The sequence below is a fragment of the Amycolatopsis sp. GA6-003 genome (assembly GCF_046267895.1).
Classification (GTDB): domain Bacteria; phylum Actinomycetota; class Actinomycetes; order Mycobacteriales; family Pseudonocardiaceae; genus Amycolatopsis.
Genome location: NZ_CP176499.1, coordinates 1,725,157 through 1,748,043 on the forward strand (window position 1 = coordinate 1,725,157; position 22,887 = coordinate 1,748,043).

At 70.9% G+C, this 22,887-nt stretch carries 28 protein-coding genes; 13 read left to right on the top strand and 15 right to left on the bottom strand.

Translation table 11 applies throughout. The features are described 5' to 3' along the window. Positions 1–37 precede the first annotated feature (37 nt). On the top strand, positions 38–532 hold the full coding sequence (locus tag F9C12_RS07240; RefSeq protein WP_409465267.1) for a hypothetical protein: 495 nt from the start codon (positions 38–40) through the stop codon (positions 530–532). Positions 533–563: 31 nt separating this feature from the next. Here the strand turns inward: F9C12_RS07240 and F9C12_RS07245 are convergent, their stop codons facing one another. Next, positions 564–755, bottom strand: a complete 192-nt coding sequence (locus F9C12_RS07245) for a hypothetical protein (RefSeq protein ID WP_409465268.1) — start codon at positions 753–755, stop codon at positions 564–566. Between the two features lie 100 nt (positions 756–855). On the opposite strand from F9C12_RS07245, the gene F9C12_RS07250 reads away from it, so the two are divergent. The 3 genes from F9C12_RS07250 (at position 856) to F9C12_RS07260 (ending at position 2,751) form a co-directional block, all read left to right on the top strand. After that, on the top strand, positions 856–1,944 hold the full coding sequence (locus F9C12_RS07250; protein ID WP_409465269.1) for an ROK family protein: 1,089 nt from the start codon (positions 856–858) through the stop codon (positions 1,942–1,944). 88 nt (positions 1,945–2,032) lie between these two features. Then, positions 2,033–2,350, top strand: coding sequence for an ArsR/SmtB family transcription factor (locus tag F9C12_RS07255; RefSeq protein WP_101439065.1), 318 nt, complete (start codon positions 2,033–2,035; stop codon positions 2,348–2,350). After that, a complete protein-coding gene (locus F9C12_RS07260; protein WP_409465270.1) occupies positions 2,347–2,751 on the top strand; it encodes an SRPBCC domain-containing protein in 405 nt (134 codons plus the stop codon). Before F9C12_RS07255 ends, F9C12_RS07260 begins: the two co-directional genes overlap by 4 nt. A gap of 5 nt (positions 2,752–2,756) precedes the next feature. Here F9C12_RS07260 and F9C12_RS07265 read toward each other — a convergent pair whose 3' ends face one another. Together F9C12_RS07265 and F9C12_RS07270 are read right to left on the bottom strand one after the other, a co-directional pair. Then, entirely contained in the window at positions 2,757–3,398 is a 642-nt protein-coding gene (locus F9C12_RS07265; protein ID WP_409465271.1) for a class I SAM-dependent methyltransferase, read from the bottom strand. Position 3,399: 1 nt separating this feature from the next. Then, complete coding sequence (locus F9C12_RS07270; RefSeq protein ID WP_409465272.1) at positions 3,400–4,797, bottom strand: FAD-dependent monooxygenase; 1,398 nt, start codon at positions 4,795–4,797, stop codon at positions 3,400–3,402. Positions 4,798–4,905: 108 nt separating this feature from the next. On the opposite strand from F9C12_RS07270, the gene F9C12_RS07275 reads away from it, so the two are divergent. Then, positions 4,906–5,871 carry an Lrp/AsnC family transcriptional regulator gene (locus F9C12_RS07275; protein ID WP_409465273.1) on the top strand — a complete coding sequence of 322 codons (966 nt, stop codon included), beginning with the start codon at positions 4,906–4,908 and terminating at the stop codon, positions 5,869–5,871. Positions 5,872–6,007: 136 nt separating this feature from the next. Then, a complete protein-coding gene (locus F9C12_RS07280; RefSeq protein WP_409465274.1) occupies positions 6,008–8,071 on the top strand; it encodes a phosphocholine-specific phospholipase C in 2,064 nt (687 codons plus the stop codon). A 173-nt stretch (positions 8,072–8,244) separates the two neighbouring features. Here the strand turns inward: F9C12_RS07280 and F9C12_RS07285 are convergent, their stop codons facing one another. Genes F9C12_RS07285 through F9C12_RS07305 form a run of 5 tightly spaced genes read right to left on the bottom strand, consistent with a single transcriptional unit; the run spans position 8,245 to position 11,358 of the window. Beyond that, on the bottom strand, positions 8,245–9,384 hold the full coding sequence (locus F9C12_RS07285; RefSeq protein WP_409465275.1) for an MFS transporter: 1,140 nt from the start codon (positions 9,382–9,384) through the stop codon (positions 8,245–8,247). Positions 9,385–9,429: 45 nt separating this feature from the next. After that, on the bottom strand, positions 9,430–9,960 hold the full coding sequence (locus F9C12_RS07290) for a Chromate resistance protein ChrB (RefSeq protein WP_409181220.1): 531 nt from the start codon (positions 9,958–9,960) through the stop codon (positions 9,430–9,432). Positions 9,961–9,986: 26 nt separating this feature from the next. Beyond that, positions 9,987–10,502 (bottom strand): TetR/AcrR family transcriptional regulator, encoded by a 516-nt coding sequence (locus F9C12_RS07295; protein ID WP_409465276.1) that lies wholly within the window; start codon positions 10,500–10,502, stop codon positions 9,987–9,989. Further along, complete coding sequence (locus tag F9C12_RS07300; protein WP_409465277.1) at positions 10,499–10,693, bottom strand: hypothetical protein; 195 nt, start codon at positions 10,691–10,693, stop codon at positions 10,499–10,501. Before F9C12_RS07300 ends, F9C12_RS07295 begins: the two co-directional genes overlap by 4 nt. A 44-nt stretch (positions 10,694–10,737) precedes the next feature. Continuing rightward, a complete protein-coding gene (locus tag F9C12_RS07305; RefSeq protein ID WP_409465278.1) occupies positions 10,738–11,358 on the bottom strand; it encodes a class I SAM-dependent methyltransferase in 621 nt (206 codons plus the stop codon). Between the two features lie 142 nt (positions 11,359–11,500). Here F9C12_RS07305 and F9C12_RS07310 point away from each other — a divergent pair, with 142 nt between their 5' ends. From F9C12_RS07310 to F9C12_RS07320, 3 genes are all read left to right on the top strand, one after another. Next, the gene (locus F9C12_RS07310) at positions 11,501–12,397 is read left to right on the top strand and encodes an RNA polymerase sigma-70 factor (protein WP_409181224.1); all 897 of its coding nucleotides are present in this window, start codon (positions 11,501–11,503) and stop codon (positions 12,395–12,397) included. A gap of 136 nt (positions 12,398–12,533) precedes the next feature. Continuing rightward, the gene (locus tag F9C12_RS07315) at positions 12,534–12,800 is read left to right on the top strand and encodes a GlsB/YeaQ/YmgE family stress response membrane protein (protein ID WP_409181225.1); all 267 of its coding nucleotides are present in this window, start codon (positions 12,534–12,536) and stop codon (positions 12,798–12,800) included. Between the two features lie 154 nt (positions 12,801–12,954). Further along, the gene (locus F9C12_RS07320; protein WP_409181226.1) at positions 12,955–13,236 is read left to right on the top strand and encodes a DUF3040 domain-containing protein; all 282 of its coding nucleotides are present in this window, start codon (positions 12,955–12,957) and stop codon (positions 13,234–13,236) included. A 238-nt stretch (positions 13,237–13,474) separates the two neighbouring features. On the opposite strand, the gene F9C12_RS07325 is transcribed toward F9C12_RS07320, so the two are convergent. From F9C12_RS07325 to F9C12_RS07335, 3 genes are all read right to left on the bottom strand, one after another. Continuing rightward, entirely contained in the window at positions 13,475–13,954 is a 480-nt protein-coding gene (locus F9C12_RS07325) for a hypothetical protein (RefSeq protein ID WP_409465279.1), read from the bottom strand. Between the two features lie 226 nt (positions 13,955–14,180). Further along, the gene (locus F9C12_RS07330; protein WP_409465280.1) at positions 14,181–15,113 is read right to left on the bottom strand and encodes a winged helix-turn-helix domain-containing protein; all 933 of its coding nucleotides are present in this window, start codon (positions 15,111–15,113) and stop codon (positions 14,181–14,183) included. 390 nt (positions 15,114–15,503) lie between these two features. After that, a complete protein-coding gene (locus F9C12_RS07335; protein ID WP_409465281.1) occupies positions 15,504–16,127 on the bottom strand; it encodes a superoxide dismutase in 624 nt (207 codons plus the stop codon). Positions 16,128–16,340: 213 nt separating this feature from the next. Here F9C12_RS07335 and F9C12_RS07340 point away from each other — a divergent pair, with 213 nt between their 5' ends. Continuing rightward, positions 16,341–16,712 carry a hypothetical protein gene (locus tag F9C12_RS07340; RefSeq protein ID WP_409465282.1) on the top strand — a complete coding sequence of 124 codons (372 nt, stop codon included), beginning with the start codon at positions 16,341–16,343 and terminating at the stop codon, positions 16,710–16,712. Between the two features lie 57 nt (positions 16,713–16,769). After that, the gene (locus tag F9C12_RS07345; protein WP_409465283.1) at positions 16,770–17,348 is read left to right on the top strand and encodes a DUF305 domain-containing protein; all 579 of its coding nucleotides are present in this window, start codon (positions 16,770–16,772) and stop codon (positions 17,346–17,348) included. Between the two features lie 904 nt (positions 17,349–18,252). Here F9C12_RS07345 and F9C12_RS07350 read toward each other — a convergent pair. Genes F9C12_RS07350 through F9C12_RS07360 form a run of 3 tightly spaced genes read right to left on the bottom strand, consistent with a single transcriptional unit; the run spans position 18,253 to position 20,151 of the window. Continuing rightward, the gene (locus F9C12_RS07350; RefSeq protein ID WP_409465284.1) at positions 18,253–18,603 is read right to left on the bottom strand and encodes an RGCVC family protein; all 351 of its coding nucleotides are present in this window, start codon (positions 18,601–18,603) and stop codon (positions 18,253–18,255) included. Positions 18,604–18,661: 58 nt separating this feature from the next. Next, complete coding sequence (locus F9C12_RS07355) at positions 18,662–19,096, bottom strand: DUF5994 family protein (RefSeq protein ID WP_409465285.1); 435 nt, start codon at positions 19,094–19,096, stop codon at positions 18,662–18,664. Continuing rightward, entirely contained in the window at positions 19,093–20,151 is a 1,059-nt protein-coding gene (locus tag F9C12_RS07360; RefSeq protein WP_409465286.1) for a fatty acid desaturase family protein, read from the bottom strand. The genes F9C12_RS07355 and F9C12_RS07360 overlap by 4 nt, the downstream gene beginning before the upstream one ends. 970 nt (positions 20,152–21,121) lie before the next feature. On the opposite strand from F9C12_RS07360, the gene F9C12_RS07365 reads away from it, so the two are divergent. After that, on the top strand, positions 21,122–21,595 hold the full coding sequence (locus tag F9C12_RS07365; RefSeq protein WP_409465287.1) for a DUF5994 family protein: 474 nt from the start codon (positions 21,122–21,124) through the stop codon (positions 21,593–21,595). A 309-nt stretch (positions 21,596–21,904) separates the two neighbouring features. On the opposite strand, the gene F9C12_RS07370 is transcribed toward F9C12_RS07365, so the two are convergent. Continuing rightward, positions 21,905–22,570: a DNA alkylation repair protein gene (locus F9C12_RS07370; protein ID WP_409465288.1), complete on the bottom strand. Its 666-nt coding sequence runs from the start codon at positions 22,568–22,570 to the stop codon at positions 21,905–21,907. 85 nt (positions 22,571–22,655) lie between these two features. Here F9C12_RS07370 and F9C12_RS07375 point away from each other — a divergent pair, with 85 nt between their 5' ends. Then, complete coding sequence (locus F9C12_RS07375; RefSeq protein ID WP_409465289.1) at positions 22,656–22,880, top strand: hypothetical protein; 225 nt, start codon at positions 22,656–22,658, stop codon at positions 22,878–22,880. Positions 22,881–22,887: the final 7 nt, after the last annotated feature.

Consider the following 22,887-nt stretch of genomic DNA (forward strand, 5'->3'; position numbering starts at 1 on the left):
CTTCACCGGTAGAGCTAAGTGAGCCAGGGGGTCAGCTGTGGCCAAACATCCACGTCGAGCGCTGCTTGTGTTGACCGGCGCGGGCCTCGCGGCGGCTGCTGGCCTCCTGGTTCTCAGCAGTACTCCAGTGGTGTGGGGCGGTCAGCAAGTCGCCAGTACAAAGATCCTTCCGCTTCCAACTCGCGCCGAAGCCGAATCCCTGCTGAACAAAGCTGTCAGCTTCGCACGAACTCATGATTACGACGGGCTGTGCCGCGCAATAGCGCAAGACTGGGCCGCATGCAAGGTAGTCCTTGAGCGGGCAAATGTCGCCCACGCGATGCCGTCCTCCGCAGCACCTTTCGTGGAAGAGGCCATCGAACACCCAGACACGGGCAGTGTGCAGGGGGCCGAAGTACTGCGCATCCGCGGCACTCATGCCGATGGCAGTTCCTACGCCAGCAACTTCTCCGCAGTTCGGACGACAGATGGACTGATTCGAAGCCAGAACGCCGTGTATTGGTTCAGCAGCTTCCAGATGCCGTCAGCCTGACCACGCTTCACGGCATGCGCCACACATCCCGCTATATCCGTGCTTTCGCCGCTTCGATCTCCTCGACCGCGGCCGCGACGCGAGCCTCGACCACCGCGAATACCTCCTCCACGGTGCGCCCGGACGCCTCGATCCGCGCCCGCAGCGCGGTTTTGGTCTCGCCAATCGCGGCCGGGAGGTCGTCCGGGGTCGTCTCCCAATGCGGCAACGGGGGAAGGGGCATGGCGCGCGCTCCATTCAGGAAGGGCTCCTTACTGAACCGACGGTAAGACCCCGCGCCGATTCAGGCAACACTCCTGACCAAATCGGCTACACTCCCGCCGGTGACCCCGGCCAAGCCCTCTCTCGACCTGCTCCGGTCGCTGACCGACCAGCACGTCCTGCGGGCGCTGCTCGCCGAACGGCAGCTGACGCGCGCGCAGATCGCCGTCCGCACCGGCATTTCCAAGCCCGCGGTCGGCGACAGCGTGGCCCGGCTCGCCGAGGCCGGCCTGCTGCGCGACACCGGCGAACGCACCACCGGCCGCGGCCGCGTCGGCACCTATTACGCGCTGGCCGACGACCTCGGCACGGCACTGGTGGTGAGCATCGCCCACGACGGCACCGTCGCCGAAGCCGTCGACGTTTTCGGCGAGGTGCGCGCCCGGCACGTCGAAGACCTCGGCCGCCCGGTGCGTCCACGAAAGGTCGCGCGGGCACTGCGCAAGGCCGCCGCCCGGGTCGCCGCCGACGCGGGCCCGCTCCGGCTCGCGGTCGTCAGCGCCGCCGATCCGGTCGACCGGGCCACCGGAAAACTGGTCCACCTGCCCGATTCCCCCTTCCTGCTCGGGGAACTCTCCCCCGCCGACGTCCTCGCGCCGCTCGTCGCGGGACCGGTCACAGTGGACAATGACGTGAACTGGGCCGCCCGCACCGAACAGGCCGCCGACGATTTCGCGTACCTGTTCCTCGGCGAAGGACTCGGCTGCGCGGTCGTCGCGGACGGCGAAGTGCGGCGCGGACACGCCGGTTTCGCCGGGGAAATCGCGCACGTCCTCACCCGCGGCCCGGACGGCAGGGCAATGGCGTTCGTCGACGTCTTCGCGGATCTCGGCGTGCGCCAACCGGATTCGACCACGATCGACGTCGCCGCCCTGCGAACCGCGCTCGAATCCGACCCCGTCCGCACCACCCTCGCCGACGCGATCTGCGGCGTGCTCCTGGCTTTGGTGACCGTGTCCGACCCGGAACTCATCGTGCTGGGCGGCCCCTGGGGCCCCGACGTGCTCGACGCGGTGTCAGACCGATTCGCGCAACTCCCCCGCCACGTCCCGCTTCGTGCCCCGCACGCCACGGACGCCCCCGCCCTGACCGGTGCCCGCGACGAAGCCGTCCGCGCCCTCCGGAGCGCCGTCCTGACACTCAGCCCTTGACGATCTTCTTGCCCCGCTCCAGCTTCGGAATCGCCGCCCTCCACCCCGCCGGTTGACATGTCGGAAACTTCCGACGTAACGTAGCGTCATGCCCGACGACGTCTTCCTCGCTCTCGCCAGTCCCGTCCGGCGGCGTCTGCTGGAGATCCTGGCGGACGGCCCGCGCACGGCGGGCGACCTCGCGGCGCGGTTCGAGCTGAGCCGTCCGGCGGTGGCCGAGCATCTCAAGGTGCTGCGGGACGCCGCGCTGGTCCGCGACGAACCCGTTGGGCGACAACGCTTTTACCACTTGGAAAGCGACCCGCTGGAGCAGGTCGGCGCATGGCTGCACCCGTTCGAGCGGTTCTGGCGCGGCCGCCTGCGGAGCATGGCCGACCTGCTGGAAAACGAGGAGGAAACCCCGTGACGTACGCCCGGACCGGAAGCATCTCGGTCGACCAGTTCATCGCCGCCACACCGGAAAAGGTCTGGCGCGCGCTCACCGATCCCGAACTGCACGCGAAGTGGTGGGCGCCCGGCGACGTCGGGCCGGACGTCGGCCACGAATTCCATCTCGAAATGCCCGGATTCGGCTCGATCCCTTGCCGCGTCATCGAATCCGAGCCGCCGGCGAAGTTCGTCTACACCTTCAACGGCGACTGGACCCTGACTTGGACGCTTGTCCCCGAAGGCCAGGGCACCCGGCTCCTGCTGAACCACTCCGGCTTCGACCTCGACGACAAGCGCCAGGCCGACGCGTGCGAGCGGATGGGCCCGGGCTGGCGCGACGGCGTGCTGCCGCGGCTGGCGAAGCTCGACCTCGGCTGAATCCCTCAGGCTGGACGGCGAGCGTAGACGACCGCTTGCGGCACCTCGCTGTCCAGCTGCTCCACCCACTCGGCCTCGACGGTGAACCCGGCCTGGCGCAACCACTCCGACAGCTGCGCGGGGCGGCGGCGATAAACGTGCACCTGCATTGGATGCCCGCCGTAACCCTGCGTCTTCAACCGAGCCACGTCACCGACGTGGAAGCCGATCGCAACCGGTGCTCCCGGCCGCAGCACGCGGTGGAATTCCGCGAGCGCCGTGGGCACCTCCGCGTCCGGGACGTGGATCAGCGACCACCACGACAGCAACCCGGCCGCCGAAGCGTCGGGCAGCGGGAGCGCGGTCATCGAGCCGACCGCGAACCGCAGTCCCGGGTGGTCTCGCCGGGCCACCTCGATCATGCCGGGCGAGAGGTCGAGACCGAACGCGTCCAAGCCGAGGCCGTTCAGGTGCGCGGTGACGTGCCCGGTGCCGCAGCCGACGTCGGCCACCGGGCCGGTTTCGCGCACCAGCGAGGCGAACAACCCCAGGGTCATGCGCAGCGAAGGACTTCCGGCGATCGAATCGCGCAACCGGTCGGCATAGCTGGCGGCGACGGTGTCGTACGAGATCCGGGTGTCGGTCAGCCACGTTCGCACGACGGCCACGCTAGCTCACCGGCGCACCGAACCACTGGCGAATCGCGGGTTCCAAACCCTCCGGAGCACCGGCCCACGCCACGTATCCGTCCGGACGGACCAGCATCGCCGCCGCCCCCGTCTCGACGCGGGTGACCCGGTCCGCCCACCGCCCCGCGAGAGCGCCGAAACGCTTTTCCGGATCCACGAGAACCCCGCGTCCGGTACGCAACTCCGGACCGAGATCGTGCGCGGGAAGCCCGATCAGCGGATGCTCCTCGCTGCCCGGAAAGGCGTAACGGAAGCCCATGCCGGACAGCAGGTCGTTCAGCTGGTATTGCACCTCGGGCAGCTGCACCAGCTCCGCGAACAGCGACCGGGCCGCGGCCGAATCGGGACCGGCGTCCAGGAGGAGCGACTGCGCCTGGACGTTGCGCAGCACCGCCGCGCCGACCGGATGCCGTTCCGCGTGGTAGCTGTCCAGCAGTCCCTCCGGCGCGGTGCCGCGGACGGCCGCGCCGAGCTTCCAGCCGAGGTTCATCGCGTCTTGGATCCCGCTGTTCATGCCTTGTGCGCCAAGGGGAAGATGCACGTGCGCGGCGTCACCGGCCAGGAAAACGCGGCCGTGCCGGTACTGCGCGGCCTGCAGCGCGGCGTTGGTGATCCGGCGCGCGTAGCGGAGTTCGACCAGTTCCACCCGGTCGCCGAAAACCGTCTTCAGCCCGGTGCGGATCTCGTCCTCGGTGACCGGGACCTCCCGGTCCAGCGACCAGCCGGGTCCGCCGAGCGTGAGGCGGCGCAGCGGTCGCCCTTCGGAGTCGACGCCGAGCGGGAACACCTGTGCGCGGTAACCCTCCGGGGTGATCGTGTGCATCGGGACCTCGGCGCTCAGCCGCACGTCGGCGGCCACTGTGGTCTCCGTTCCGGGACGGCCCGAGAACTCCGCGCCCAGCAGTTTCCGGACCGTGCTGCGTCCGCCGTCCGCGGCGACCAGGTAGCGAGAGCGGATCGCGGTGCCGTCGGCGAAGGTCGCGGTCACGCCGTCCGCGTCCTGCTCCAGCCCGACCAGTTCGTGGTCGCGGCGGACCGGAATTCCTTCCGCGGCAAGGTGTTTCTCCAGGAATCCCTCGAGCGCCACCTGCGGGAGCGACCGCCACGGAAACCGGTGCCGCCCCCGGACCAGCGGCAGCAGGTTTCCGGCGAAATGCGCGGTGGTGACCGGATAGTCGCCGGTGGCCAGCAACGGTTCGAGCAGGCCGCGCTGGTCGAGCGCCTCCTGCGTGCGGGACTGCAGCCCGCCCGCCTTGGACAGTTCGCTGGCCCGCGGCAATCGGTCCACCAGCACGCAGGACACTCCGGCGAGCCGCAGTTCGTTCGCGGTCGTCATCCCGGTCGGGCCGGCGCCGACGACGAGCACCTCGGTAGTCATGATCTCTCCTTCGATTGGCGGTCAGAACCGACCCTCGGCCCGCCCGTGGCCAACCCGCCAGAAAACGACCCTTGAGCGGCGGATTCCGACATCAGTAAGATCGACACGGTGGATTCCGACTACGACGACCTGGACCGCCAGCTCGTCCACGCCCTGCAGATCGATCCCAGGGCTCCGTTCAGCGCGATTGCCGAAGCGCTCGGCGTGTCGGATCGCACCGTCGCCCGGCGCTACACCCGGCTCCGGTCGACCGGCGCGGTCCGGGTCATCGGCGGCGTCAACGAGAACGCTTTCGGTGCGGTGCGCTGGTTCCTGCGCATCCGATGCGCCCCCGCCGCCGCGAGCGCGGTCGCCGAAGCGCTCGCGCGCCGCCCGGACACCGCCTGGGTGAGCCTGACCTCCGGCGGCACCGAAATCACCTGCACAGTCCGCCTCGAAAGCGAGGCCGACAGCGAAGCGTTGCTGCTGGCCAAACTTCCGCGCACGCCACGGGTCGAAGGCGTCACCGCGCATTCGGTGCTGCACGCGTTCTACGGCGGGTCGGACAGCCTGGTCGCCAAACTCGGCGTGCTGGACGACGCCACCGTCGCCCGGCTGCGCCCGCCGCCGCTCCCCCGCCGGCCCGGCCCGGCAGTGCTCGACGACGCCGACCGCAAGCTGCTCGCCGAACTCGCCGCCGACGGCCGCGCCGGATTCGAACAGCTCGCCGCCGCGACCGGCTGGTCCCCCACCACCGTCCGCCGCCGGATGGCGGAACTGCGCGAACGGGACGTGCTGTACTTCGATCTCGACCTCGACTGGCGGTTGCACGGCAAGGGAATCCGGACCCTGCTGTGGCTTTCGGTCGCCCCGGCGGCGCTGGAGGAAGCGGGCGCCGCACTCGCCGCGCACCCGGAAGTCGCCTTCGCCGCCGCGACCACCGGCCCGACCAACCTGTACGCGACAGTGGTGTGCGGCAGCCAGCACGAGCTGTACCGCTACCTCACCACGAGCGTCGCCGCGCTCCCGGCGGTCGCCCACGTGGAAACGGCGCCGGTGATCAAGACGGTGAAACAGGCAGCGAACCGGCTGTGACGCAGTAAAAACGGGCGCCCTCCCGGTCAGCGGTTGACAGCGCGCGGACGATCCGTCGATGATTCGTTCGGCTTTCCCGGGTGGGAAATTCCCGAACGCGTCCGCGAACTGTCCCCGAGTTTTCGAGGAGACACCGATGTCATCGGTCAGCCGCCGCAGATTCATGCACCTGGCCGCGGCCACCGCCGCGGGCACGGCGCTGCCCGCGAGCATCGCGCGGGCGGCCTCGGTGCCCGCCGCCGTGCGCACCGGCACTCTCGCGGACGTCGAGCACGTGGTCGTGCTGATGCAGGAAAACCGGTCGTTCGACCACTATTTCGGGACCCTCAACGGCGTCCGCGGCTTCGGCGACCCGCGCCCGGTTTCGCTGCCGAACGGAAAACCGGTGTGGCACCAGGCCGACGCCAGCGGCACCGAGACGCTGCCGTTCCGGCCCGCCGAGGACAACCTCGGCCTCACCTTCATCGAGGACCTCAACCACGACTGGAACGGCACGCACACGGCGTGGAGCACCGGCCGGTGGGACAAGTGGATCCCGGCGAAAACCCGCACCACGATGGCGTATCTGACGCGCAAGGACATCCCGTTCCACTACGCGCTCGCCGACGCGTTCACCATCTGCGACGCCTACCACTGCTCGATGCTGTCCTCGACGGACCCGAACCGGTACTACATGTACACCGGCTGGACCGGAAACGACGGTTCGGGAAACGGTCCGGTGCTGGGCAACGAAGAATCCGGCTACGGCTGGACCAGTTTCCCGGAGATCCTGGAAAAGGCCGGGATTTCGTGGAAGATCTACCAGGACGTCGGCGACGGTCTCGACAAGGACCACGGCTGGGGCTGGACCAAGGACCCCTACCTCGGCAACTACGGCGACAATTCGCTGCTTTACCTGACCCAATACCAGAAATCGGCTCCCGGCACGCCGCTGTACGACAAAGCGCGCACCGGCACCCGCGCCGCCGCGGGCGACGGCTTTTTCGACCACCTCGCCGCGGACGTCAAAGCGAACCGCCTTCCGCAGGTTTCCTGGATCGTCGCGCCGGAGGCGTACTGCGAACATCCGGCGTGGCCTGCCAATTACGGCGCCTGGTATGTCTCCGGCGTACTCGACGCGCTCACGTCCAATCCGGACGTGTGGAGCAAAACCGTCCTGCTCATCACCTACGACGAGAACGACGGTTTCTTCGACCACGTCGTCCCGCCGTACCCGCCGCGCGACGCCAATTGGGGCAAGTCGACGGCGAGCGTCGCCGGGGAATGGTACGAAGGCGGCGCGGCCGCGTCGTACGCCACCGGAATGCCTTACGGACTCGGCCCGCGCGTGCCGCTGCTGGCGATCTCGCCGTGGAGCACCGGCGGCTGGGTCTGCTCGCAGACTTTCGACCACACCTCGCTGATCCAGTTCGTGGAAAAGCGTTTCGGCGTGCACAACCCGAACATCTCGCCGTGGCGGCGCGCGGTGTGCGGAGACCTGACGTCGGCGTTCGACTTCACCGGGGCCGCCAGCGCCGTCCCGCCCCTGCCCGGCACCGGCGACTACCAGCCGCCCGCCGACCACAGCACCCCGCCGACCTACCACCCGGTGCCCCCGTCGAAAGGCTCGCTGCCCAAACAGGAACCGGGCGCCCGCAAAGCGCGCCCGCTGCCGTACGACCTGGCCGCGGACACCGAGGCCCGCGACGGCCGGATGCACTTCACCTTCACCAACCTGGGCACCGCCGGGGCCGGATTCCACGTGACGTCCCGGATGCGCTCCGACGGCCCGTGGCCCTACACGGTGGAAGCCCGCAAGTCGGTCACCGACAGCTGGCGGCTGCCCAGCGGCGCGGGAGACTGGTACCAGTACTCGGTTTTCGGCCCGAACGGCTGGCTCCGCGAACAGGCCGGAACGATCGGCGGGCTGGGCCCGGAGGTCACCGCCCGGCATGCCGCCGGGTACGTGACGGTGACGTTCAAGAACCCGACCAGCCGTACGGTCACCTTCACCGGGGTGGATGCTTACGCGCCCGCCGAGACATACCAGTACACCCTCGCCCCGGGCACTACCCGCGCGGTGCCGAAATGGGGAGTGGCCCACGGCTGGTACGACATCACGGTGAAAGCCGACCACGACGGGCGGTTCGTCCGCCGCTTCGCGGGGCATGCGGAAACCGGCCAGGCCTCCCTCAGCGACCCGGCCATCGCTACCGGCTGACCGTCGCGTTCGCGGGCCTGCTCGCGCAGCACATCGTGGACGCGTTGCCCCGTCCGCCGCTCAGGCCGCGAACACCCACTACGCCGTGCTCCACGGCGCGAGATCACGCGACGCCGCACCGAACACCAGGTCCCGCCACACCCTCGCAGGGAATCAGTCTCCCCAGGGTTCCCTCACGATTTCCGAAAGCCAGCCACCACCAAGCCGACCACCGCCAGCACCACAGCCAGCCCGCCGAATCCCGCCCCCAACGTCGCCGCCGACGCGAGCGCTCCGACCAGCAGCGGTCCGCCCGCGTCGCCCAGTTCCCGGCCGACCTCGGCCGCTCCCATCGTCTGTCCCAGCCGTTCCTTCGGCGCGGAACCCGCCAGGTGCGCGAACCCGATCGGCGTAGCCACCCCGACCCCGACGCCGATCGCCACCGCCGCGGCCGCCACGCCCGCGATGCCCGGCGCCAAGCCGCCCAGCGCCAGTCCGGCCGCGGTCAGCAGCAGTCCGCCGGCCATCCCCCATCCGTCCGGGATCCGCCCGGCGTCCCGGAGCCTGCCTGCCCACGGCTGCACCAGCGCGGAACACAGCGCCAGCACCGACACCACCGCGCCCGTCGCCACCGTGCCGAGCCCGCTCGCCGCCCCGGCCACCGGCAGGAATCCGATCCCGACCGCCAGCGCCCCCGTCGTGCCGGCCAGCACCGCGGCCGGCCGCAGGAACCCGGGTTCGACGAGCCGCCGGGCCAAGTCGAGGACGGTCTGGCGCTGCCGCGGCAACGGCTCCGGCGCGGGCACCGCCGACGCGGCCCACCCGGCGACCGCGAAGGCCAGCACCGCGAGAGTGCCGAACAGCAAGGAAAACCCGCCCAGCATGATCAGCACGCCGCCGAGCAACGGACCAGCCGTGTAGCCGACGCTCTTCCACGCCCCGTAACCGCCGAACGCTCGCCCCTGCCGTTTCGCCGGCGACAGCCGGGCGACCAACGCCCCGGCCGCGGGCGAGAAGGCCGCCGCGGCCGCGCCCTGGCCGAACCGCGCCAGCCCGACCGCGGCCGGATTTCCCGCGACGACGAAGGCCGCCGACGCGAGCGCGAACGCCAGCAGCCCGCCGAGCAGGACCGGGCGCGGACCGATCCGGTCGGCCAGCGACCCGAACACCGGCTTCAGCACGACCTCGGCGCCGTCGTAGACCGCGAGCAGCAAGCCCAAGGTCAGCAACGAATCGCCGTGGGTGTACGCGCCGAGGCTGGCGGCGATGCTGTGCGCGCCGAACGCGGTGACGAAACCGGCGGCGTACAGCGGACGCAGCTCAGCGGAACGCATCGCGAACCCTCACCTCCGCGGCGAACCCCGCGACTCGACGGAACCTCACATCTGGTGCAGGGCTTGGAAAACCCGCTCGGTGTAGTCGGCGAGCCGCTCCGCGCACCGCTTCAGCCGCTGTTCGGCCTCGGCCGCCGAGGGCGCGCCGAACACGTCCCGCGCCTTCAGGTCCCGATGCCAGCGCCGCAACCGCTCGAGGCTCTGCTCTTCCTCCTCCAGTTCGGCCATCGTGAACTTGCCGATCCGGATTTCCTTGTCGATCTCGGCGTCGAACTTCCCGCAGTCGGCGACGAACTCCGCCCACTCCTCTTCCCGCTCGGCAGTGAACAACTCGACCAGCCGGGAACCGTCCCGTTCCGCGGCGTCGAGCGTGATGACCTCGCCCTCGCCGCGCCGCGCCAGCTCGGCGACCCGCGCGACGCCGCCGGCGAACCCGGGCACGTCCGGCACCGCCCAGGCGCCCTGCCCGAGCGACAACGCACCCACCCGCCGCAGCTCACGCCACACGGCGACCCGGTGCCGCGACGGCGCGGACGGCACCCGCACCACCAGCACCAGCCATTTGCTCTCTGCCACAGCGGCGAATGTATCACGTGTTACATCTACCCGGGCAGCGCGGCGAGGAACGCGCCGACCGTCCGATCGGCCAGCGCCCGGCGTTCCGCCATCGGCAGCGAGAGACACTGGAGCGTCACGCCGTCGATCATCGCGAACACCTGCGCCGCCAGGTCCTCGGACAGCCCGGCGTCGACGTACCACTGCCGCAGCTCGCGATCGAGCTTCGCGTTTTCCTTCCGCAGCACGGGATCCACCACGGCCGCCGCCGCGTACGCGAGCCACACCCGGGCCCGCCGGGCGCGCGGTTCGTCCAGCGGCAGCCAGAGTTCGACGAAACCAGCGATTGTTTCCGGTCGCACCGCTTCGATTTCGGCCAGGAACTGCTCACCCGCGTACTCGAAACCGGCGCGCACGAGGTCGCTCTTCGTCCGGTAGTAGTACTGCACCTGAGCCGGGGATACCCCCGCCGCCGCGGCGACGGTCCGCACGCTCAGCGCGCCGATTCCCTGATCTGCCAGCACCTTCAGCACCGCGTCGAGCACATGGGTGGCGCGCTTCACCGCCGAGACGCCCCCGTGCGCGCCCGCCACGCGACCGCCAGCAGTTCAAGAATCCCGATCACCCCGACCACCACGCCGACCTGCCGCAGCCCGATCACCGGCGTCTCGACGTCGTGGAACACGAAGTACAGCACCGCGCCGACGACCACCATCAGCACGCCCACGGCGACGTGCTTCCCGTTTCCGTTCATCGCACCCTCCCATACGAACGTACAGTACGACTGTACAGGACTGGTCACCTCTTCCGCGCCGCCACCCGCTCGACGATCCCGGCCTTGCTGCGTTCCGCCCGCTCCACCTCGAACCCGGCCGCGACGAGCAACGGCAGCGGCCGGCGGGTCAGGTAATCCCCCAGCCGCCACACGGTCAGCTTCTCCAAGAGCCGTTGCACCGCGAGAACCGCCCGGCGGTCGCTGCCGACGTGGTCCAGCAGCAACAGCCGCCCGCCCGGCCGCAGCACCCGGTGCATCTCGGCGAGCGCGCCGCGTTCGTCCGGGACGCCGCACAGGCCCAGCGTGCAGACCACGGTGTCGAACGTGCGGTCCGGGAACGGAAGCGACTGCGCGTCGGCCTCGGCCAGCGTCACCTCGCGGCCGCTCCCGGCGGCCCGGCGGCGCGCGAGCTCCAGCATCGACGGGCTGAGGTCGATCCCGGTCACCCGCACGTCCGGCGGATACCGCGGCAGGTTCCGGCCGGTCCCGACCGCGACCTCCAGCACCTCCCCGGAGGCCTGCCCGCACACCCATTCGCGGCCGTCGGCGAGCAGCGCCCGCTCGAACCACGCGATGTCGCGGTCGTACCGCGGCGCGGCCTCGTCCCACGTCCGCCGCAGCCAGTCCGGTCCCCGCTCCGCCATCGTCGCGAACTCCTCTCCGCCGTGGTCCTCTCCGGCTACCCTCGCATCCCGCAGGGGAAGTCAGCACCGGACGCGCTGTCACAAACCCCCGGCGGCCGGCGTCCTATGGGCGATCGACCCCCAGAACGCGAAGGAGCCACCCATGACAGCACCCGGCGAAGCGAGCCCGGACCGCGCCACCGAGACCTTCCTCGCCCACCGGAACCTGCTGTTCACCGTGGCCTACGAGATGCTCGGCTCGGCCGCCGACGCCGAGGACGTGCTGCAGGAAACCTGGCTGAAGTGGGCGGGCGTCGACCTCGACGAGATCCGCGAGCACCGCGCCTACCTGGTCCGGATCACCACCCGCCAGGCGCTGACCCGGCTGCGCGCGCTCGACCGGCGCAAGGAGTCCTACGTCGGCACCTGGCTGCCCGAACCGCTGCTCACCGCGCCGGACGTCGCCGAGGACGTCGAACTCGCCGACCACGTCTCGATGGCGATGCTGCTGGTGCTCGAAACGCTGCGGCCGACCGAGCGCGCGGTGTTCGTGCTGCGCGAGGTCTTCGACCTGCCCTATGAGGAAATCGCCGAAGCGGTGGGCAAAAGCCCGGCCGCGGTGCGGCAGATCGGGCACCGGGCGCGGTCGCACGTCGCGGCCCGCCGTCCGCGCGGCGACGTCAGCCCCGCCGAAACCCGGGGCGCGCTCGCCGCGTTCCAGAAGGCCGTCGAGACCGGCGACCTGCAGGGACTGCTCGACCTGCTCGCCCCGGACGTCGTCTTCCTCGGCGACGGCGGCGGCGTGAAGCAGGCGGTCCTGCGGCCGATCGTCGGCGCGGACAAGGTCGCGCGGCTGCTGGCCGCCGGGAGCGCCCAGATTCCGGCGCCGCTGCGCCCGACGCAGGTCAACGGCCACCCGGCGCTGGTGCTGAAGCTCGACGGAGAGGTCGACACGGTCCTCACGCTGCGGATCGACGAGGGCAAGATCACCGGCCTGTACGCGGTGCGGAATCCGGCGAAGCTGTCGCACATGGAGAAGGAAACCGCCCTTCGCCGCTGATTCCCGGCGGGCGCTGCCGACCGTGGGCCCGACCGTGGGCCCCGGCGCTGGCGCGCGCCACCCGGCCGGACCATGCCATCCTGGTCCGGCCAGGGGCGGCCCGCCGGGCCGCCGCCGTACCGAGGAGAGGACCGACGTGGGCGTTGTCGGCTGGATCGTGCTGGGCCTGATCGCGGGATTGATCGCGAAGGCCCTCATGCCGGGCAAGGACCCTGGCGGCTGCATCATCACCATCCTGCTCGGGATCGGAGGCGCGTTCGTGGGCGGGTGGATCGGCAAAATGCTGTTCCACACCCAGCTCGGGACGTTCTTCGACCTGCGCACGTGGGGTCTCGCGGTGCTCGGCGCGCTGGTCATCCTGACCGGCTACCGGCTCATCGCGGGCGGCCGCCGCCGCGACTGACCCGCGCGGGCGACGGCGCGGCGGGCCGCCCCGCGCCGTCGCTCGCGGACTCGCCCGCCCGGGGCGCCGAATCGGATTCGGCCCCGGATTCCGGCCGCGTTTCGTGGCAGAATCAGCGGAGAAGTCCCGGCCAGGTCGACGGGCGGAGCGGACGATGGCGCTGCGCGACCACGAACAACACCAGCTGGACGAGATCGAGCGCTGCCTCGCCCGGGAAAATCCCCGTCTCGCCCGCCGGTTCGAGAAGTTCCGCCCGATGCCGGCGTTCGCCTTCGCCGCGGCCGCGCTCGGCGTGCTGAGCGTGTTCCTGACCGGCCTGGTCACCCTGGTGGTCGGCTTCGGCATGGGCTCGGCCCCGCCGATCGCGGCGGGCGCGGTGCTCACGACCGCCATCCCGCTCGCGATCGTCTGGTTCTACCGCTGCCGCTGGCGCTGACCCCTCAAGCGACGGCGGGCCCCCGCGCGAAACGACGGAACACCGCGAACCCCGCGATCGCCGTCACCATCTCCCACGCCACCGTCGTCACCACCGAAACCGACCACACATCCGCCCGATCCGGCGACGACGACCGCAACTGACCCCGCGCATCCACCCGCACCCGCGTCAAACCACGCGCCGCCGGATCGGAACGCAGCGGAATGTTCGCCTCCTCCGCACCGCCCGCGCCGACCCCTCAAGCGACGGCGCGCCCCCGCGCGAAACGACGGAACACCGCGAACCCCGCGATCGCCGTCACCATCTCCCACGCCACCGTCGTCAGCACCGAAACCGACCACACATCCGCCCGATCCGGCGACGACGACCGCAACTGACCCCGCGCATCCACCCGCACCCGCGTCAAACCACGCGCCGCCGGATCGGAACGCAACGGAATGTTCGCCTCCTCCGCACCGCCGTCCGGGGCGGTCCACCGGACGCGCCGGGTGTCGGGCATCGCGGCGCCCTCGGTTCCGCGCAGCGCACCGGATCCGGGTTCGACGGCGGCGACTATCGTCCGGCCGGGCGCGCGGTCGATCGCCGCCGAGCCCTCCCGGTGGATCCACAGGCCCAGCCAGACCCCGGCCAGCGCCGAGACCGCGACGGCCGCGGCCAGTACCGGGAGGAGGACCGCGCGACCGCGCACCGCGGACGCGCGGAAACCTGCAGAAGCCATGCACCGAGAATGCCGGGAAAACCCGGAACGCGGCAGGGTTGGGGAACAAATGTGCCCAAGTCGCAGGAAAAGGCGTCCGGCACGGGCAAGCGACGTCGCGGCCGCCGCCCGATTTCACCCATTCTTTTCACTCATTCGTGGGTAACGCCACACAGAGCAGGTGCCCGGCCCGTCGTTTATTGCCGCTGTCTTCCGCCAGTACGTGAGGTTTTTCCGGGCCGCACCATCATTCCCGCCGTCCGCCGGACGCGCTCAGCAACGCCTGTCCGGTGGCCGTCACCGCGTGCCGGACGGTATTCCCGTCCCGCCGGCTCTCCACCAATCCGGCGCGGCGCAGGACTCCCGCGTGTTTGCCCGCCGCGTCCGGGGTCACGCCGATCTCCCCGGCCAGTTCCGCCGTGGACCGCGGGACCGCCAGCGCGTGCAGCGCACGGGCCCGGGTCGAGCCGAGCAGGTCCGGCAGCGGGTCCGGGGCGGCCTCGAGCGCGCGCCGGGCCAGTACCACCGGCGGCGGTGGTCCGGTCGCCGGATCCGGTTCCACGACCCGGAAATACGCCGGGATCACGAGCAAGCCTCCGAAGTAGACACTGCGGTCCGCGGAAGGTTCGCCGGAGGTTTCCGGGCGCTCCCAGCGGATCGGCGCGACGCGTTCGTCTCCGGCGGACGGCCGGACCGCGGCCCGCGCAGCGGGGTACGACGCGGGCACCGCCCCGAGCAGCGCCCGCTCGGCCAGCTCCCCGGCCCACGACGGCGCGGTCCCGTGCACGAAAAACGTTTGAAGACCGGCACGCAGCTTCGTTTTCTCCACGTGCACGACGCCGTCCCCGGCGACCGGGCCGATCTCCCGCCGCCGGTCCGCCGGTCTCAGCGCACCCGTGCGGCGGACCGCCGCCTCGCCGGCGCCGGACTGTCCTCCCGGCGGCAGCGCCTTCACCGCCCGGGTGCGCAGTTCCAGCGCGGGCACCGGACGGGGGTGCGGCAGCAGCCCTTCCCGGCGCAGCTGCTTGCGGGCGCGCGCGGACCAGACCCGCGGCCCGCCCGCCGGGCGGCGGCTCTGCAGCGCGGTCAGGCTCAGCACCAGTTCCCACAGCGGATCGGGGCCGGTGCGCCGCCTCGTCCGGCCGAAATCGTCGTCGGTGAAATGAATGCGCAACGCCATGTGGCTCCCCCTGCCCCCCGACATGGTTGCGCTTCCAGAGTGCCGCGCCGATCCGCCGCTGTCCAGGCGCTTTTTCCGGTTGTGGAAAGAACCCACCGAATGCCAGCGAATCTCGCTGAATCAGGTGGCGCTTCCACCCACGGTTAAGCGGAACCGCGAACGCGGGCAAATCGTCCCGCCGGATCGGCGCATTCGGCGGGCGTGCGGCGTGCACGCCCGGATGCACCGGGAACCAGGCCGTGCAAGCGTTGCCGGACGCGGCGGAGCAGCAGTTCCCGACATTTGCCGCAGCGCTTTTCCCCCACCCGGGCGAGGAGTGCGCCGAACGTGCGAAACGGGGCCCGGCCGCGTGGGCCGGACCCCGTTTCCGGTGCCTTCAGTGCGTCGGACTCAGCTGAGCAGCAGGCCGTTGCCGCCGGCGACGGCGTTGTCGAAGCGCTTGCCGATTTCGGCCCAGTTGAACACGTTCCACAGGGCGTTGACGTAGTCCGGCTTCACGTTCTTGTAGTCGAGGTAGAACGCGTGCTCCCAGACGTCGACCAGCAGGATCGGCACGGTCGGCAGGATCAGGTTGTTGTGGTGGTCGCGCAGCTGCTGGGTGATCAGCGTCTTGCCGATCGGGTCCCACGACAGCGCGCCCCAGCCGTTGCCCTGGATCGTGGTGGACACCGCGGTGAACTGGGCCTTGAACTTGTCGAACGAGCCGAACGCCTCGTCGATCGCCGCGGCCAGCTCGCCGGTCGGCTTGTCCCCGCCCTCCGGCGAGAGGATCTTCCACCACACGACGTGGTTGGCGTGCCCGGCCAGGTTGAACGCCAGCGTCGTCTCCAGCCCCACGATCGAGCCGAAGTCGCCCGCCTCCCGCGCGGCGGCGAGCTTGTCCAGCGTGTCGTTCGCGCCCTTCACGTAGGTCGCGTGGTGCTTGCTGTGGTGCAGCTCGTTGATCTCACCGGAGATGTGCGGCGCGAGAGCACCGTAGTCGTAATCGAGTTCGGGCAGCTCGTACCGGGCCATGGGCCCTCCTTCTGTCTTCGACATCAAGTCTTGCCCCCTCGAACCTAGTAGCACACCCCGGCCCCGGGCGAGCGGGGGCAGCCTCGGCGCCACGGGCTGGAACCCGGTTGAGTGAATGTTCAACTTCCGATACGGGACGCGTTCGCCGACCACTGAGCGTGACCGGTTTGTCCGCCCCGCGCGGACTCCCTGGTGCCGGGTACGGTTGGCCCCATGGCGACGTCCCGGCTCGGCAGCGTGCAGCGGGTGCTGCTGCTGTTCGCGCTGGCGCTGGGCGTTGCCGTGATGCACCACGCGCCCTCCCCCGCCGCCGGGCACGCCATGACGAACCAGGTGTCCGTCGAGACGCATTCGACCGCCCCGGCCGCCGACTCCGGCATGCCCGCCGGCGAACACTCGATGCTGCATCTATGCCTGGCGGTCCTGTACGCCGCCAGCGCGCTCGTCCTCGGCCTGCTGGCGTTCCGCCGGTACACCGCCGTGACCGCAGCCTTCGACGGCACGCGCGGCTCCCCCGCGACCGACCGCCCGCCCGACAGACGGGGCCGGGTCGTCCTGACTTCTCTCTGCGTGCTGCGAACCTGATCGGCATTCCCGTTCCGGTCTTGCTTCGCAATTTTCCTTTTGAGAGAAGGTTTTTTCATGCGCAAAATCTTTTTCGGCGGCGCCGTGCTGGCCGCCGCGCTCCTGCTCGGCGCGTGCGGTGGCCCGGACGCCCCGGCTCCCGCGCCCAGTGCGCAGGCGGGGCACAACGCCGCTGATGTCGCGTTCGCCCAGCAGATGATCCCGCACCACCAGCAGGCGCTGGAGATGGCGAAAATGGTGCCGTCGCGCAGCAGCAATCCGAAGGTGGTGGGCCTGGCGGGCCGGATCGACAAGGCGCAGGACCCGGAAATCCGGCAGATGCAAGGCTGGCTGACGGCCTGGGGCGCCCCGGCCGCGAGCCACTCCATGCCCGGCGGCCACGAAATGTCCGGCGACCACCAGATGACCGGCATGATGTCCGACGCCGACATGAAAAGCCTGGACGCCGCCAAGGGCGCGGACTTCGACCGGTCGTGGCTGGAGATGATGATCAAGCACCACCAGGGCGCGGTCGAGATGGCGAAGACCGAGCTGGCCCAGGGGGCGGATGCCGGGGCCAAGGCCCTGGCGCAGCGGATCGTCGACGCGCAGCAGGCGGAGATCGCCGAGATGCAGGGTCTGCTGAAGCGAGGCTGATCCCGTGCGGAGCCGGAGCCGCGCGCATGGCTCCGACTCCTTCGAACGACCGCCGCTCCGGCCGGGCTCCAGTGCCGCCGCAATGCCCGGTCATCCCGCCGGACCCGCCTCCGAGTGCGCTGCTCCCCCGGCCGGGGATGCGAAGGTCCGTGAGAGGATCCCTGAGCTTGTGTTTCGAAACCCAGTGGCGTGGCCAGGCGTCGGCTGCGATAAGGGCGTGGCGCGGAGGCCATTGCGTGGAGGCCATTGCGTGGAGGCGGGCAAGCCGCCACATAGCACAAGGCTCAACGACTAGCTGCCCGGGTTTCGGAACACCCTCTGAAGGAATCTGATTCCGTCAGAGTTCCCCACGGACCTCGGCGGAGACCAGGGAGCGCGCCGGAAATTGCCTGCCGAGCGGGCGGAACTGGTGTCCAGCCGTGCGCGGGCTCCGTTTCCCGGCAGCACTGCCGGTGGAGGATCCAGACGAATGGTGGCTGCGTAGTGGCGCGGAAGCGCTCCCGCGGTTGATCGCGGGGGCGTTTTTGCTACCTGGTGCGCAGCCAGTCCTGCACTAGCACTGCGGCTCGTTCGCGCGGCAGTTCCGTGGCATGGCGGCGGGCGTAGTCCAGCGAGGGTGCGTGGTCGAGGAGTGCGCTGCTGCCCACGAGTCCCGGCCGGAATCGCGTTCGCTTTCGGCCGCGGGCGCTGTGGCCGGGCTTCCGATGTGGCCCGCTTCGACGAGAGCCGCCTCGTTCGAGCCTCCTCCGCTCACCACACCGTTCGAGCCGTCTCCGCTCACCACCGTGTTCACGGCCGGGGAGCCCGCGCAACAGCGATCGGCAAGGGTTCCGGCCAGCCCCTGGCCGAGGCCGGACTCCCGCACCCCTCACCGACGCGGGACGGCCCGGACGCGCGAAGGCCGTCAGCGTCGCAGTTGTTCCGGCGCCTCGTCGAGAAGGTGCAGCAACCGCGCCGCCAAAGCCTGACAGGCGGCGTCGGTCAGGCCGGTGTCTTGTTTGAGCACGTCCCGTACCGCCGCGAGCCGCTGGTCGTACCGTGAAACGTAGTCGAGCTCGCGGGCCATGTTCCCGTCCTCTTCAGCGGTTTCCGTGCTTCCCGCGGCGCAAGCGCAGCCGCGGTGGTGTCCGGCCGCCGCGGTCGCGGCGCAGAAGCGTTCCGCGATCGCGTCGTGCCCGGTCTTCTCGTGCCGGCACACCGGGCAGGTGCCGGCGGGCCGGGCCGCGGGCGGCGGCGCGGCGCGCAGGCCGTTCATCTCCGGTCTCCGCGCTGGCCGGCCCGCGGCCGTTCGAAGTCCACAATGGACATAGCAGTCACCGTGTTCCGGCCGCGCCGTTGGCGGACAGGATTTCCGCCGCGGTGGCGGTGGAATCGCCGTCCGCGGCCGAGCGCAGCACCGCGCGGGCCGCCCCGCCGGGGACTTCCTCCGGCACCACCAGCAGGCTCACCCGGCGGGAGTCCGTCCCGAGCACTATGACGGTGTCCGGATCCGTCTCCCGGAACCCTTCCAGCCGCACGGTCCGGTCGCCGAGGCGGACTTTGCGCGCGGCCGGGCCCCAGGTGTCCAGGTGATACGACACGCGGGCCACCGGGCCCACCCACTCTTCGAGCGCGGCGGCCAGTGCGGGCAGTTCGGCGGCCAGGTCAGCCGAACGCGGCCACCAGCCGCCGTCGACGTGCCCGCGTTCGGCGCCGGCCCGCTTCATCGTCACCCGGGCCGCGGTTTCCCGGCTCCGCCCAGCCGTCATCGGGAACCGCCCCCGCCGGCCGGCGCCGCCCGCAGCGGGGAACCGACCTGGTGCAAATGCCGCAGGACGTCCGCGTAGGTGCGCAGCAGCCCGCCTTGGCTGTAGCTGATCTCGCGGGCGCGGCAGAAGTCCCGCACCAGCGGCTGCGCCCGCCGCAAGGTCGCCATCGGGATGTTCGGGAAGAGGTGGTGCTCGATCTGGTAGTTCAGCCCGCCGAGCGCGTACGTCATCCAGTGGCCGCCGCGGACGTTGTGCGAGGTCAGCACCTGGCGGCGGAGGAAGTCCAGCCGGTGGCCCTGCTCCAGGTGCGGCATCGCCTTGTGGTTGGGCGCGAACGAGCATCCCATGTAGACGCCCCACGCGGCGTGGTGCACCGCGATGAACACGACCGCGATCCCCGGCGGCAGCAGCAGGAACACCGCCGCGAGATACGCGGCCAGATGACCGGTCAGCAGCACCGCGTCCAGTCTCCGCGACTTGATCCCGCCGTGCCACACCGCCTTGATCCCCGACCAGTGCAGGTCGAGGCCTTCCAGCAGCAGCAAGGGAAAGAACAGGAACGCCTGGTATTTCGCCATCCAGCGCAGGAAACCCGCCTTCGCGCGGCCCTGGCCGGTGCTGAACGCCAGCGCGGGAATGTCGATGTCCGGATCGGAGTCCTCGAGATTCGGGTTCGCGTGATGCCGGTTGTGCTTGCCCACCCACCAGCCGTAGCTCAGGCCGACCAGTCCGGCCAGTCCCGTGCCGACCGCGTCGTTCGCGCGGCGGCCCCGGAAGATCTGCTTGTGCCCGGCGTCGTGGCCGAGGAACGAAAGCTGCGTGTAGGCGACCGCCAGCAGCAGAGCGGTGCCCAGCTGCCACCAGCCGTCGCCGGCGAGCGCGAGCAGCACCCAGGCCCCGCCGAAAGCCAGCAAGGCCGCGCTGCCGCGGATCAGGTAGTGCACCGGACGGCGGCGGAACAATCCCGCCGACTTCACCAGTGCCGACAGCTCGGCGTAATCGCTTCCGTGCGGAGGGCCCGGCCCTCGCGGGGCCGCCGATTTCATTTCGTCCATTGTGGAACTCCAAGTCGAGTGCGGGCGGCGGGAGGACGCCACCCGATGCCGTGAGAAGGACCGGCCGGCCGCGGAAGCGGGCCGGAAGCCGTCCGGGAACTGCCGGCCCTGGCGGGACGGAAACGCTCCCTGGACGCACCCGCCCGGCGAAAAGGCCCGTTCTCGCGGATTTCCGCCATGCGCGGAACCTCCTCGGTCGTCGGCAGCCGTGACGCGGCTCGATCGGCGCGACCGAGGTCTGGGGTCCTTGCCCCGAACCCTACACCGAGCAGGCGCCCGGCGCGGGTTCAGCACGGCTGGGCACGGCGAACTCCGGTTCACCCGATTGCGGCTTCCCGCCCTGGTGAAAGCCCGGAACGGCACTCGTGCGGCGGCGCACCGCACCGGCCGGGGCACTCGGCGGTCCCCGCGGCCGGGACGCAGGGGTGTACCGTCGGTGGTGTCCGGGAACATCCCGTGCCGGCAGCCCAGCCCCCTCGTGGCGGGGACGAAAGCGCGGCGTGTAGCCGGGCCCACGGCACACCACCGTCACCCCAAGCGGCCGATAGGCCGCCGAGCCGCCCTCGCCGCAACCGCTTCGCGGCGCCGGCCGGTGGCGCCCACCAGGGAATGGCGGTGGTGCGACGTGGCTCATCCGCCTCCTGATTCCCAGTGTCCGGCGGATCTTGCTTTACCCGGAAAGGAAAACCCGATCACCACTTTCGTCAGCACCCTCGTTTTCAGCCATCCCGTCGACGAGACGCCCCGTCCCGGCGCGCTCGTGCGGCCGCAGGACGACCGCTACGGCGGCCTGTTCCGCCAGCCCGCCGCCCCCTCCAGCGAACGGAACGACCCGCAGCCGCACGAAAGCCGAGCGCGGCACCGTCGCCGCTGACGCCCTGCCCTCTTCTTCGGCGCGCACCCTGTTTCCGCCGCGCAGCGCCGACGGCATCCGCCGCCGGGCCACCCGCACGCCGGAGAGAGCGCCCCGATGATGCCAGTCCCCCAGCACCGTGCCGCCGGCCCGGTGATCGAATCCCTCGCGACCGGAAACCGGTTGCGGCTCAAGGAACCTGGTGCCGCGAAAGGCTGTTTCGACGGTGCCTGGTGGCCTCGTTCGCGAGAACCGGTCACGGAGTTCAGCGCCCTCGTCGCCGCGCTCGCCGACCGCTCCGGACGAGTGGACCGGATCGGCTTCAACCCGACCGCCTGGGATCTCGCGCCCGCCCGTCTGGCGCACGGCCCGAATCTGGTGCGGCTGGCCGGATTCTTCGGCCTCCAGCAGCACACCGTCGTGGTGGTCGGGCCGCGCCTCCACCACTTGACGCTCTTGGCGATTCCGCCGGAAGCCTCGCCGGACGCCGCGGAACGCGCGCTGAGCGCCGCTTCCGCCGCCGACAGCACCGATGCCGCGCTGGAGATCCTCCTCGGCAGCGGCATCCTCCTCTCGCGCCAGCTCGCCTAGCTCGCCCGAGCCGCTCGCCGGTCCCGCGGCCGGGATCGGAGCCCGCCATGCCGACGCCACCCGCCCGCCGAACCGAGGCTTCGGCTCAAGCCGCCGCTGCCTCCCGCCGGTTTCGTGGACGGCGGCTGGCGGCCCGCTTCGGCGGACCTGACGGCCGTAGTCCCGGTCCTCGCCGACCGGATCGGCCCCGGTGTGGCGCGTGGCCTTCGCGGAGCCGGCCTGGCTGCCCGCGGAACCGACGATCATCTCGCAGGGCACGCTCGTGCGACTGGAAGGATTGCGGCGACTACGGTGTTCGTCAGGGTTTCGTCAAGCCTTCCGCTTGACCATCTCCGCGATCCACACCGGCGCGTAGGGCGAGGTGCAGTTCGGCGGCGTCGGGTAGTCCTTGAGCACTCCCAGCCGCTCCCCGATGCCGATCGCGCGGTCGCGCAGGCCGGGGTTTTCGATGCCGATCTGGGCGAGGCAGTGGTTCATCGCCCACTGCAACCGGTCCGGGGCGGTTTTCATCTCGGCTTCGATGACGTCGAGCAGCCCGGAAAGGTCCACCCCGCCGGGTTTCTTGGCGACGCGATCAGCGGTCAGCGCCCAGCCCGCGCTCGCCACGACCGGATCGGGATCGTCGAGCCAGGCCACGCGGAGGTCCTCGGCGTGGCGGCTCTTCTTGACGATGTTCGCGAGGAGCCAGTCGTGGACCTTGGGGGTGCCCGCCTCGCGCAGCATCGTGTCGAGGTCGGCACGGTCGAACTGCTTCGGCCGCGCGACGAGGAGAGCCAGCAGACGGGCGTTGGTGTCGCCGGTCCGCCACAGCTCGCGGGCGAGGTCGGGCTGGGCTTTGAGTTCTTTGGCGAGGGCGCGGAGCTTGCCGAGGTTGACGCTGTGGTCGTCGCCGTGGTTCTCGTTGACGGCCCGGATCTTGGGGTCGTGCAGCTCCGCGAGCCGGTCGAGGACCCCGGAGAGGGTTGCGTCGGCCACGGGAACCTCCCTGCTCAGGTGCGGACCGGGTCGAGGCTACGCGAAAGCGCGGTAACGATCACGGACCGGGGACCGTCTTCCTGGCATGACCCGGACCCGCCTCGCGGCCGCCGTCGCGCTGGTCTTGGCGCTGGCCGGGTGCACCGGACATCCGCCTGCCCAGCACGCCGTCGCCGGAGCACCTCCGACGAGCCAGCTCACTCCGGAACCAGCTTTGTCCGCCGCGGCAGTCCCGGCCACCGCACCGCCGGCTGCCTCAACCCCGGCCAAAGCGACCCGCGCGCCCAAGACCACCACGCCGAAAACCTAACGGCGCG